The sequence below is a fragment of the Methanobrevibacter sp. genome (assembly GCF_045577275.1).
Taxonomy (GTDB): domain Archaea; phylum Methanobacteriota; class Methanobacteria; order Methanobacteriales; family Methanobacteriaceae; genus Methanobrevibacter.
This window is the reverse complement of sequence record NZ_JAZNIB010000041.1, coordinates 1-12221: the sequence shown is the minus strand read 5'-3', so window position 1 is coordinate 12221 and position 12221 is coordinate 1. Positions and strand designations below refer to the sequence as shown.

Here is a 12221-nt window from a genome sequence, read left to right as displayed (position 1 = left end):
ACAACCATTTATAAAGGTATTTAAAACAAATATAAAATTGAATTCAAAATTTTAAGAACTTTTATTATGAAATTTAAACTTAATTAAAATTTGAACTATATTTAAAATTTCAAGAACTTTTTTATAAAATTTAAGTGAGACCAAAAACATGATTGAAGTGGAAGTAAAAGCTAAAATCAACAGCTTCGATGAAATGAGAGAAAGGCTTGATGAAATCAATGCAGTTAAAGTCAAGACAGAACATCAAGAGGACAGATATTTCAATAGCCCTGTAAAGGACTTTGCTCAAACCGATGAGGCATTGAGAATAAGAGAAACAAAATCCGATGAGAAGCACAACCTATTCATAACTTACAAGGGCCCAAAGATAGATAAGAAAAGCAAGACCAGACAGGAAGTGGAAATGGAAATTGAAGATGCAGACAAATGCAGCAAAATATTTGAATTTTTAGAATTCAAAGAAGTGAGAACTGTCATTAAAGACAGAGAATATTACCAATTTGAAAACTATGAAATAAGCTTAGACAATGTTCATGGTTTGGATCCATACATGGAAATAGAAATCAGTTTAGATGACGGTTCAGACTACAGTAAAGCACAATCAAGCATATTTGAATTATTTGAAAGATTAGGAATTACCGATGGCTTTGAAAGAACTTCTTATTTGGAATTATTGGAAGAGCTGGACAAATAACTATTTAAATTAATAACAAATATCATTGATTTTAATCCAATAGAATTAGAAAAATATAAAAAAGTTTATAAAAAAGAAATACAAAACTAAAAATACAACTACACTATTAAACTTAAACTAAAGAAAAGCAAACTAAAAAACTATATAAAACTATGCTTTTTAAACATAAGACAAAGAGTTGAGGAAAACATGCAATATTATACAAGTCCTTTTAACAAGGAAGAGGAATATAAATTCCCAAAAAATATTACTATTTATGATACAACTTTAAGAGATGGAGAACAAACTCCTGGAGTCTGTTTTTCACCAGAAGACAAATTGGAAATAGCTAGAAAGCTTGATCAATTAAGAATTCATCAAATTGAAGCTGGATTCCCAATAGTCTCAGACAGAGAAACAAAAGCGGTTAGAGCAATCGCCAATGAAGGATTGGATGCTGAAATCATTTGTTTGACCAGAACTAAAAAAGGTGACATTGACAGAGCTCTTGACTGTGATGTTGATGGAATTATCACCTTTATGGGAACTTCAGACATTCATTTGGAACATAAGATGCATATCAAAAGACAAGAAGCATTGAACATCTGTATGAAATCAATTGAATACGCTAAAGATCATGGCTTGTTTGTAGCATTTTCAGCAGAAGACGCAACAAGAACTGACTTGGACTTTTTGAAAAGAGTCTATTCCAAAGCTGAAAGCTATGGTGCAGACAGAGTGCACATTGCAGATACCGTTGGAGCTATCACTCCACAAGGAATTACCTTCCTAATCAAGGAACTTAAAAAGGTAACTGATGTGGAAATAGCTATGCATTGCCATAACGACTTTGGTATGGCTGTAATCAATTCCATTTATGGATTATTAGCAGGAGGAAGCGCTGTTTCAACCACCGTTAATGGTATTGGAGAAAGAGCTGGAAATGCTTCCCTTGAAGAACTTATAATGTCATTGAAATTATTGTACGGTAAGGATTTAGGATTTAAGACCAAATACATTCAGGAATTATCCGAATTGGTATCCAAGAAAACTGGATTGGAAATTCCATACAATAAGGCAATTGTCGGTAAAAACGTATTCAGACATGAATCAGGAATCCACGTTGATGCTGTTATTGAAGAGCCTCTTACCTATGAACCATACTTACCTGAACTTGTCGGTCAAAGAAGACAATTGGTTTTAGGAAAACATTCAGGTTGCAGAGCTGTCAAAGCAAAACTTGATGAATGTGGTTTTAAAGTAACCAATGACCAACTTTGCCAAATCGTAAAGAAAGTCAAAGAAAGTAGGGAAGAAGGAAAATACATCGACGATGATGTATTCAAAGACATTGTAAGAAGCATTGATTCTAATTATGTTGATTTATAAAATAATCAACATATTCTTTTTTTTATTTTAAATTATATTCTTAACATGCATACGCTATCTTTAAAATCTTGATTAAACTAATTTTTTAAAATTTAAATATGTGAAATTTTTATAAATATATTTATAAATCTAATGAATTAAATTATAATAATAGACATAAAATTAAATTAAAGATATTGATTGAATTTCAGGAGATTAAATTTGAATATTTCAGAAAAAATATTATCTGTAAAGGCAGGACATGAAGTTACACCTGGAGAAATAATCGAAATTGATGTTGATTTAGCTATGTCACATGATGGAACTTCTCCACCTGCAATCAAAACCTTTGAAAAAATAAGCGATAAGGTCTGGGACAATGAAAAGATAGTTATCGTTTTCGATCACAACATACCTGCAAACACCATAGGATCTGCAGAGTTTCAAAAGGTAGCTAGAAACTTCATAAAAACCCAAGGCATTAAAAATCATTATATTCATGGGGAAGGAATCTGTCACCAAGTGCTTCCTGAAAAAGGACATGTCGAGCCTGGAAAGGTCATAGTGGGAGCAGATTCACATACCTGTACATATGGTGCATTCGGTGCATTTTCCACTGGAATGGGCGCTACAGACTTAGCTATGGTCTATGCTACAGGCAAAACATGGTTTATGGTTCCGGAAGCTTTCAAGATAGAAGTTGAAGGAAGTCTAAGGCCAGGAATTACTTCAAAAGATTTGATTTTAAACATCATTGGAGAAATCGGAATAGCTGGAGCAACATACAAGACTGCAGAGTTCTGCGGTGAGACAATAGACAATTTGGATGTTGAAAGCAGAATGACCATGACAAACATGGCAATAGAAATGGGTGCTAAAAACGGAATAATGAAACCGAATGAAGCAACCATCAAATATGTCTGCGAGAGAACCGGCAAAAGCAAAGACCAATTGAATATCTTTGAATCCGACAAGGATGCAGTGTATGAAAAGGAATTCCTATTTGATGTTAATGATATGGAAGCCCAAATAGCTTGTCCAAACGATGTGGATAATGTAAAGCCTTTATCACAAGTGGCTGGAACCCATATTGACCAAGGATTCATTGGTTCCTGTACAAATGGAAGATTATCTGACCTTGCACAAGCAGCAGCTGTACTTGAAGGCAAACAGGTTCACGATGATGTCAGATTGATCATCATTCCTGCATCAAAGGAAATCTATCAGAAGGCAATGGATTTAGGATACATAAAAACATTCTTGGATGCTGGAGCAATTGTTTCCAATCCAGGTTGCGGACCATGCTTAGGTGGACATATGGGAGTATTGTCTGAAGGCGAAACAAGCATTTCCTCTACAAACAGAAACTTCAAGGGAAGGATGGGAGATCCTAATTCTTCAGTCTACTTGGCTAATGCAGGAGTGGTAGCTGCATCTGCAATTTCAGGATTTATTGAAAACCCTGATAATTTATAAGTTTATGATTTTTTAACTTTCATTAAATTTTTTTAATTAAACCAAATGCTTTAAATTTTTTTAAATCTTGAATTTATAAAATTTAAATCCTAATAAACAACACGGAGATTAAATTATGTCAAAACCTAGTGACAATGACATCAATGTAAGATTGATTGAAAAAATCAATCAAGTCGAAGAAAACTACGTGAAAAACTTCTCAAACACACAGAAAATTCTGATGACCACTGATGGGTCAATAACAGCAATTTTAGATGTGCTTTATGGAAAAATTGCTTTAAAAACCTTAGAACAACATTTTGAACAAGCAACTGAAGAAAGTGCAAGCCTTGTAAATGTCGATGCAGGGGATGAAGTAAACTATAGGGAAATTGTAATGCATAAGGATGATCAACCTTTAATCTATGCAGTTTCATATATTCCATTAAAAAGATTGACTAAAGAAATGAAAGATGATTTGGTTAGAGCAGATATTCCAATCGGAAGAATCTTGAAAAAATATAATGCTGAAACCAGAAGAGAGATAAACGTTATTCAAATAGAAAAGCCAAGTGACAAACTTAAAGAGCTTTACAACACTGAAGAAGACTTTTTAACAAGAGATTACACAATAATAATGAATGGTGAAATCTTGATGTGGATTAAGGAATTCTTCCCAGTGGATTATTTTACTGAAATTTAAATCCAATTATTGGATTTTTAAAGGAAAAATTAATGTATAGTTTACTAAACATGAAAAATAGTTCTCAAATGCTCTATTTCATAAAATAAATATACAAATAAGCTTAAAATATTAAAAAACATACAATGAAAAAAGATTGATTTAAAAAATGCAAGGTGGATGATATGGGAGTAAAATTCAAAGACATAGTTTCTCCAGAAGAAATTAGTCTAAAAGATTTGGAAGGCAGAACTATTGCAATTGATGCATACAATACAATTTATCAGTTTTTATCAGGTATTCGTCAAAGGGATGGAAGTCCTTTAATGGATCATAATGGAAATGTCACCTCCCATTTAAGCGGAATCCTCTATAGAACCGCATCCATAGTTGACAAGGGAATCAAGCCAGTATATGTTTTTGATGGAGAAAGTCATGAACACAAGGCAAAGACCCTTGAACAAAGAAGAGCCATTAAGGAAGAGGCAATGGAAAAATGGAGGGAAGCTAAAGCTGCAGGAAACATCGAAGAAGCAAGAAAATTTGCTATAAGAACCTCCAGAATGTCTCCTTATATCCTTGAATCATCTAAAGAACTCCTCGACTATATGGGAATTCCATATGTTCAGGCTATAGGAGAAGGTGAAGCTCAAGGAGCATATATGGTAGAGCAAGGAGATGCCTGGGCAGTGGCTTCACAAGATTACGACTGTTTGCTCTTTGGTGCTCCTCGTATAGTTAGAAACCTTACATTAAGTGGAGGATTATCCAATTTAGAATATTTGGAACTTGAAAAGGTTTTAGAGGAATTGGAATTGTCAAGAGAGCAATTGATTGATGTGGCATTGATGGTTGGAACCGACTTCAATGAAGGAATTCATGGAATAGGTGCAAAAACAGGACTCAAGCTAATCAGGAACAATAGCTTAGAAGATGTTTTGGTTCAGAAAGGAATTACAGATGTGGAAGTGGAACCTGATGAACTTAGGGAGATTTTCCTAAAGCATGAAGTCAATACCGATTATGAGATCAAATTCAAAAGTGCAAAAAAAGACAAGCTCATTGAATTCATGTGTGAAGAGCATGGATTCTCTGAAAGCAGAGTCTTGAATGTTACAGATAAACTGAAAAAATTAAGTTCAACTCAAAAAAGCTTAGAGGATTGGTTCTAAACCAATCATATTTTTCTTTTTTACCTGATTTTTTAAAACAAGTTTTTACTGATTTTACCAATTTATTTTTTTACTAAATTTACTATTTTAATATCTAGGAAAATCCAATCCATAAATTATTTTTACATATTTTAAGGCAAGATCTGCCTGTTTCTTATAATCCTTTAAAACTCTTTTTTCAAAGTCATCCCTATTTTTGCTTAGGGTAATCAATCTTAAAAAGGACATGTATTCTCGAACAGATGCATCATAATTGAACCCATATTTCTCATATAATTCATCATCACTAAGCTTTAGGTCATCTCCTCTGAAAGTTGGAAACTCCAAGGTTTGGCAAATGTCCGCTTTAGTGAAATGATTGCGCCTTATGAGTGGAGAAACTGAACTGCACAGTACATACTCCCCACAATCGATCAATGGTGGAATCCCCTGACTGTCAAGCCTATCCATACTTGTCAATTTCTTGAAATGTCTGATGTTATAGGAATGAAGCTCTGTATAAAAATCAGGCTTATAATAATCAATAAGATCCAATATTTTCTTTCCTTGCTCTGATTGATAGAATTCCTTATGAATTGTGGAAACATAGGGGGTCCTGTCAAAATTGTAAATATAGAATTGGCCTTTGGAAAAATCCTCCCTACTTAGAAGCTTGATTAAAGGAAGAACATGCTTGCCTTCATCTCCATGAACTCCTCCAATGAAGAGTTTTGTAGGACCTTCTCCATTATCAATATAGCGAAAATAAGACATGATATCAATTCATAATTCAATTTAAAATATAAAAATCAATTAAATAAAAAAAAAATAAAACTGTTTAATCCAATAATAAAAAACTGGAAAAAAATTAAGAAATAATAATAAAATAAAAAAAGATTAAAGAGAATTAGGTTCCTTCTCTCCAATCACATAAGTAATCTTTTTGACGTTCAGATAAATCGTCAATTTCAATGCCCATAGCCTTAAGTTTTAATCTTGCCACATCATCATCAATTGAATCAGGAGCCTTTTCAACACCTAAGGTCAAGTCATTTTCAACGATATATTTTGCAGATAATGCTTGAACTGCAAAACTCATATCCATAATTTCAGCAGGGTGTCCTTGTCCTCTTGCTGCTGCAAGGTTTACAAGTCTTCCATCTGCTAAAAGATAGATTTTTCTGCCGTCTTTCATGGTAAACATTTCAATACTTTCTCTGACTTCTTCACAGCTTACGGATTGAGCTTCAAGGTCTTGTCTGTTGATTTCCACATTGAAATGTCCAGAGTTGGATAACATACATCCATCTTTCATGTATTTGAAGTCATCTCCATGGATGATGTCAATATTACCGGTTACAGTTACAACAAGGTCAGCGATTTTTACAGCTTCTCTGATTTTCATAACTCTGTAACCATCCATTCTTGCTTCAAGTGCTCTGATTGGGTCAACTTCAGTTACGATGACATTTGCACCGAGACCAGCAGCTCTTGATGCAACTCCACGACCACACCATCCGTAACCGCAGACAACAACATTCTTACCTGCAATCAACATATTGGTGGTTCCCATGATTGCATCCAAGGAAGATTGTCCTGTTCCGTAACGGTTGTCAAATAAGTATTTGGTATAAGCGTCATTTACAGCAATAACTGGGAATTTAAGTGCTCCATCCGCATGCATAGCTTCCAATCTGTGAACACCAGTGGTTGTCTCTTCACATGCACCTTTGATATTTGCCAAGAGTTCAGGACGTTTTTCATGGAGGTACATAATCATATCTGCACCGTCATCAATGATTACATCCGGCTTGTGGGACAATACATTGTCAATAGCTTCGTAGTACTCTTCATCAGTTTGTTCTCTCCAACCATAGATATTCAATCCAAGAGCAGCTGCACCAGCTGCTGCATCATCATGAGTTGAAAGAGGATTACAACCAGTCATAGCTACTTCAGCACCACCAGCTAATAAAGTCAAACCTAAATTGACTGTTTTAGGTTCCAAGTGTAAGCAGGATCCAATGGTAATTCCTTCAAAAGGTTTTTCTTCTTCAAATTGTTTTTTGATGTGCTCAAGAACAGGCATGTGTTTTTGAACCCATTTGATTTTTCTAATCCCTTCATCAGCAAGGGACATGTCTTTTACGTTACTCATAAATATCACATAAAAAAGTTAATAAATAAAATCAATAATAATCATTTTTGTGAATAATTATCTTAAAATAATTATATCATTATAATTTATTGCTTTCATTATAAATAAATAATTGTGCATTTATATATGGAATTTGCTAGCAAACAAAAAATATATAAAGAATAAAAAACATAACTTTTATTACTGTCTGATGCCGGGGTGGCTCAGCTGGTTAGAGCGCACGGCTCATAGGGTAACTAAGCGTGCTCTGACTTTTTTCCTGGGATACCGTGAGATCGCGGGTTCGAATCCCGCCCCCGGCATCCAATCCCAGGATCATATCATCATTACTATTTTTAACTATTTTATGCAATTTTAAGAGTATAGACAACTTAATAAACTTTTTTTAACCTTTGAACAACCCATCTATTAAAAACTAATTTTCCCAAATACCTATTAAAAAATAATATTAACAAAGAAATATAAAATTAAAGTATCCAAGTGATTAGAAATTATTAAACTTAATAGGTAACACAATGAAATATAAAACTTTAGGAAAAACTGGAGAGAAAGTTTCTATTTTAGGATTTGGAGCAATGAGATTGCCCCATTTTGAAAGAGATGAAGACATCAATAAAGAAGAAACTGATAAAATCTTAAGTTATGGAATCGAAAATGGCATAAATCTAGTAGATACCGCTTATAATTATCATGCTCCAAATTTGGTTGATAAGGGAAAATGTGAAGAATATGTAGGGAATTTCCTCAAAGAATATTCATATAGAGATGAAATATTCCTATCAGCCAAATTGCCAAGCTGGAAAATAAAGAAATATGAAGATATGGAGACTATTTTTGAAAGCCAATTAAAGGACCTTCAAACTGATTCTGTTGATTTCTATATGTTGCATCACCTTAACGAGGACTATTGGAAAATGTTTAGGGAACTTGATGTTTTTGAATGGATGGACGAGCTTTTAAGCTCTGGCAGAGTCAAGCATATGGGATTTTCAGCACATACAGAGATGGATTGGATAGTTGACATAGTCGATGACTATGATAAGTTCGAATTTGGGCTCACACAATTGAATTATCTTGATGAAAGATACCAGTCAGGAAGGGAAGGAGTTGAATACCTATCTTCTCACGGTCTTGGAACAATGATTATGGAGCCTCTAAGAGGTGGAACCTTGGTTCAGAATGTTCCTCAAGACATCATGGACCTATGGGATATGGCTGAAGAAAAAAGAACCCCTGTTGAATGGGCTTTCCAATACCTATGGAATATGGAAGAAGTGGATGTTGTCCTTAGCGGAATGAACAGCATCGATCAAATAAAGCAGAACATTGAAATCGCTTCAAGAACTGAGGTGAACTCAATAAGCGAACATGATTTGGAATTGATTAAGGAAGTGGCTTGGGAATATAAGCAAAGAAGAGGAAACGATTGCACCGGTTGCGGATACTGCATGCCATGCCCTCATAAGGTAGATGTTGCAAGCTGCTTTAGGGAATATAATGTAGGGAAAATGCTGAACAACCCATCTGCAAGCGCATTCCATTATTTCGCACTTGACCCGAGAACAAGAGCAGACAGATGCCTTCATTGTGATGACTGCTTAAATCACTGCCCTCAAATGATTCACATTTCAGAGGATATGAAGAAAGTGGAAGAGTTCTTTGGCAAGGAAGAGGATTATGTTTAAAAAATTAATAAAAATTTAATCAAATGTAAAAAAATAACAATTGTTATATATTAAGAAAAATAATATAGAAATGGGGATTCAAAAATAAACATTTTAAATAAAAATATTAATTAGGACAAACAAATGTCAATATGAACTAAAGGTGGAAATATGCCAGAAAGATATAAAGGATTTGGATACTGGGATATAGCAACTCGTCAAATGAGCATTGTAACCAAAAGCCAACAGACAAGATTCCAAGATGCTAAAATAGGAGTAGTTGGCTGTGGAGGCATAGGTGGAGGAACCATCCTTATGCTTGCACGTATGGGACTTGGAGACTTAACAATAATAGACAAGGATGCATATGATCTCTCAAACTTAAACAGACAAGCAATATCCAGTTTAGAAACAGTAGGTGTTGATAAAGTAGTTGCAACAAAGGAAAGAGTCAGAATTACTAACCCTTATACAAAGGTTAATGCATTCAATGAAGAGTTGACTGCAGACAACATAGATAAGGTATTTGGAGACAGGGATATAATCATAGATGCTTTAGACAACTTATATACAAGAATCATTGTAAGCAGATATGCAAGGGAAAATGATATCCCATTTGTCCATGGAGCAATTCATGGAACACAAGGACAAGTAAGTGTATTTACCAAGGATACTCCATCCTATGAGGAATTATTCTCACTTCCATCCCTTGGAAAGGAATTGGGAGAGGAAACCAAAAAGGAAATTTCAAAATTAACCAAAGGAGTGCCTCCAGTAATTGGACCGGTTCCAAATATAGTTGGATGCATGGAATCATTTGAAGCTTATAAATTGGTAACTGGAATTGGAGAAGTCAACTACGCTCCAAAAATACTTAATTTTGACTTATTGAACTTGGAATCATTTAAAGTTTTAGAATTATAACCATTCTAAAACAACTCTTTTTTTATTTTAACTGCAATTATTTGAAATTAAAAACTCTTTTTAAAAAATCATTACCCATTTATATATGAATCTAATTTTGTTCAAATTTTTATAATAAAATTAAACTATTTTTAAAATTTTAATAAAAAATTAAATAATTAAATGAAAAATATTAAAAAAAATAAACTTACCCTTAACATTTAAAAACTATAAAATAGATAAAATAATATATTATTAAAAGTAATATATTATTAGGTGGAAATGATTTTCCGAAACTAATAATTTAATAAAATTAATTATATTATTCCAATATTATGGAGAATGATTTAATGGAAGAAAGAATCAAAAACGTAATCGAAAGAATGAAAGCAGACAATATTAAGTTTATTAGACTCCAATTCGTTGATTTGCATGGAATCCCTAAAAATGTATCAATCCCATGTGAATTGGACAATATGGAAGATTTATTAATTGATGGTATCCTATTTGACGGATCATCAATACCAGGTTTCGTAGGAATCGAAGGAAGTGACCTTGTATTGAAACCAGACATAAGCACCTATTCTGCTTTATCTTGGAGACCTGAAGAGTCTGCTTCATGCAGATTTATCTGTGACATTTACAAGCCAAATGGAGAACCTTTTGAAGGAGACCCAAGAGGAATACTCAAAAAGGCATTGGCTAAAATCAAAGAAGAAGGATACACCTACAACATAGGTCCAGAACCTGAATTCTTTATTGTAGACACTGATGACGACGGAAACCCAATCCCTCACGACAGTGCAGGATACTTTGATGTGGAACCTGTTGATAAGGGAACCGACTTCAGAAGAGAAATTACAACCAACCTACAGGAATTAGGATTTGAAGTAGAAGCAAGCCACCACGAAGTAGGTCCTGGTCAAAACGAAATTGCATTTAAGTTTGATGATGCATTAAAAACTGCAGACGCAGTAATTACTTTCAAACAAGCAATTAAAGCTATTGTAGCAAATATGGCTGACTTCGATGGATTCGATTACAGAGTAACATTTATGCCAAAACCTTTCTTTGGAGAAAGTGGTAGTGGAATGCACTGTCACCAAAGTCTATTCAAAGATGGTGAAAACATATTCTATGATGAAAACAGTGAAAACGGGTTATCCCAAGAAGCAATGTGGTTTATTGGAGGTTTATTGAAACACTCCGCAGCAATAACCGCAGTGACCAACCCTATTGTAAACTCATACAAAAGATTGGTACCAGGTTATGAAGCTCCTGTATACATCTCATATGGTATTCAAAACAGATCTACATTAATCAGAGTACCTGCAGCACGTGGAAAAGCTACCCGTATTGAATACAGAAGCCCAGACCCAACCTGTAACCCTTACCTTGCATTTGCAGTAATGCTTGAAGCAGGTATGGATGGTATCAAGAATAAGATAGATCCTGGTGAACCTATCGAATTCAACATCTATGAATTAAGCGATGAGGAAAGGGAAGAAATGGGTATTGAATTGTTGCCATCCAGTTTATGGGAAGCATACCATACCTTTGAAGAAAGTGAAATTATGAAAGAAGCGCTTGGAGATCACATATTCGATGCATTCTTAAATGCAAAATATGAAGAATGGGACGAATACAGAGTCCAAGTATTCAATTACGAACACAAAAAATACTTAGACTTATAATATTATTTATAAAAAAGTTTAAGTAAAGTCTAGCTATTTAATAAACCAATTAAATAGCTATCTTTTATTTTTTAAGAAAACTTAATTTTCCAATTTTATTTTTATAAACTCATTTTAAAATTCCAATCAAAAGCAGGAGATTACATGTCAGAATCCGAACATAGAATGATAGAAATTCTAAGAATCCTAAATGTTCAAGAAAAACCAATCGGTTCAAAAGTAATAGCTGATGAGCTTAAAAACAAAGGATATAATCTTGGTGAAAGAGCAGTGCGTTATCACATGCAGATTCTTGACGAAAAGGGATACACAGAGAGAAAAGGATATTCTGGTAGAGTAATAACCGAACTTGGAAAAAGCAAATTGGAAAAAGGATTGATTTACGATCAGGTTGACTTCACATTTTCAAAATTCGAGGAAAGAATATATCTGACTAATTTTGACTACAATAAGAAAGAAGGAAACGTAATCGT

General features: G+C 33.8%; 11 protein-coding genes and 1 tRNA gene. 10 read left to right on the top strand and 2 right to left on the bottom strand.

What is annotated here, in order from left to right; genetic code table 11:
* Window positions 1–148: 148 nt before the first annotated feature.
* The 5 genes from cyaB (at window position 149) to fen (ending at window position 5350) form a co-directional block, all read left to right on the top strand.
* A complete protein-coding gene (gene cyaB / locus ACKI67_RS01405) occupies window positions 149–694 on the top strand; it encodes a class IV adenylate cyclase (protein WP_407461608.1) in 546 nt (181 codons plus the stop codon).
* Window positions 695–883: 189 nt separating this feature from the next.
* Window positions 884–2062 (top strand): homocitrate synthase family protein, encoded by a 1179-nt coding sequence (locus tag ACKI67_RS01400; RefSeq protein ID WP_407461607.1) that lies wholly within the window; start codon window positions 884–886, stop codon window positions 2060–2062.
* A gap of 201 nt (window positions 2063–2263) precedes the next feature.
* Window positions 2264–3517, top strand: a complete 1254-nt coding sequence (hacA, locus tag ACKI67_RS01395) for a homoaconitase large subunit (protein WP_407461606.1) — start codon at window positions 2264–2266, stop codon at window positions 3515–3517.
* Window positions 3518–3632: 115 nt separating this feature from the next.
* On the top strand, window positions 3633–4199 hold the full coding sequence (locus ACKI67_RS01390) for a chorismate--pyruvate lyase family protein (RefSeq protein WP_407461605.1): 567 nt from the start codon (window positions 3633–3635) through the stop codon (window positions 4197–4199).
* 164 nt (window positions 4200–4363) lie between these two features.
* The gene (gene fen, locus ACKI67_RS01385) at window positions 4364–5350 is read left to right on the top strand and encodes a flap endonuclease-1 (RefSeq protein ID WP_407461604.1); all 987 of its coding nucleotides are present in this window, start codon (window positions 4364–4366) and stop codon (window positions 5348–5350) included.
* An 87-nt stretch (window positions 5351–5437) separates the two neighbouring features.
* Here fen and ACKI67_RS01380 read toward each other — a convergent pair whose 3' ends face one another.
* Together ACKI67_RS01380 and ahcY are read right to left on the bottom strand one after the other, a co-directional pair.
* Window positions 5438–6103 (bottom strand): DUF2119 family protein, encoded by a 666-nt coding sequence (locus ACKI67_RS01380; protein WP_407461603.1) that lies wholly within the window; start codon window positions 6101–6103, stop codon window positions 5438–5440.
* A 133-nt stretch (window positions 6104–6236) separates the two neighbouring features.
* Complete coding sequence (gene ahcY, locus ACKI67_RS01375) at window positions 6237–7487, bottom strand: adenosylhomocysteinase (RefSeq protein ID WP_407461602.1); 1251 nt, start codon at window positions 7485–7487, stop codon at window positions 6237–6239.
* A gap of 192 nt (window positions 7488–7679) precedes the next feature.
* Between ahcY and ACKI67_RS01370 the strand changes: the two genes are divergently transcribed.
* The 5 genes from ACKI67_RS01370 to ACKI67_RS01350 form a co-directional block, all read left to right on the top strand.
* Window positions 7680–7789 (top strand) — tRNA-Met (locus tag ACKI67_RS01370).
* A gap of 213 nt (window positions 7790–8002) precedes the next feature.
* A complete protein-coding gene (locus ACKI67_RS01365; protein WP_407461601.1) occupies window positions 8003–9172 on the top strand; it encodes an aldo/keto reductase in 1170 nt (389 codons plus the stop codon).
* Between the two features lie 150 nt (window positions 9173–9322).
* On the top strand, window positions 9323–10075 hold the full coding sequence (locus tag ACKI67_RS01360; protein ID WP_407461600.1) for a HesA/MoeB/ThiF family protein: 753 nt from the start codon (window positions 9323–9325) through the stop codon (window positions 10073–10075).
* 329 nt (window positions 10076–10404) lie between these two features.
* Complete coding sequence (gene glnA, locus ACKI67_RS01355; RefSeq protein WP_407461599.1) at window positions 10405–11748, top strand: type I glutamate--ammonia ligase; 1344 nt, start codon at window positions 10405–10407, stop codon at window positions 11746–11748.
* Window positions 11749–11892: 144 nt separating this feature from the next.
* The coding region (locus tag ACKI67_RS01350; protein WP_407461598.1) for a winged-helix domain-containing protein at window positions 11893–12221 on the top strand (329 nt) is incomplete at its 3' end.

Bases quoted from the DNA above. Each gene is read 5' to 3' on its own strand.
- cyaB (WP_407461608.1), top strand. From the start codon at position 149: ATGATTGAAGTGGAAGTAAAAGCTAAAATCAACAGCTTCGATGAAATG.
- ACKI67_RS01400 (WP_407461607.1), top strand. From the start codon at position 884: ATGCAATATTATACAAGTCCTTTTAACAAGGAAGAGGAATATAAATTC.
- ACKI67_RS01390 (WP_407461605.1), top strand. From the start codon at position 3,633: ATGTCAAAACCTAGTGACAATGACATCAATGTAAGATTGATTGAAAAA.
- fen (WP_407461604.1), top strand. From the start codon at position 4,364: ATGGGAGTAAAATTCAAAGACATAGTTTCTCCAGAAGAAATTAGTCTA.
- ACKI67_RS01380 (WP_407461603.1), bottom strand. From the start codon at position 6,103: ATGTCTTATTTTCGCTATATTGATAATGGAGAAGGTCCTACAAAACTC.
- ahcY (WP_407461602.1), bottom strand. From the start codon at position 7,487: ATGAGTAACGTAAAAGACATGTCCCTTGCTGATGAAGGGATTAGAAAA.
- ACKI67_RS01365 (WP_407461601.1), top strand. From the start codon at position 8,003: ATGAAATATAAAACTTTAGGAAAAACTGGAGAGAAAGTTTCTATTTTA.
- ACKI67_RS01360 (WP_407461600.1), top strand. From the start codon at position 9,323: ATGCCAGAAAGATATAAAGGATTTGGATACTGGGATATAGCAACTCGT.
- glnA (WP_407461599.1), top strand. From the start codon at position 10,405: ATGGAAGAAAGAATCAAAAACGTAATCGAAAGAATGAAAGCAGACAAT.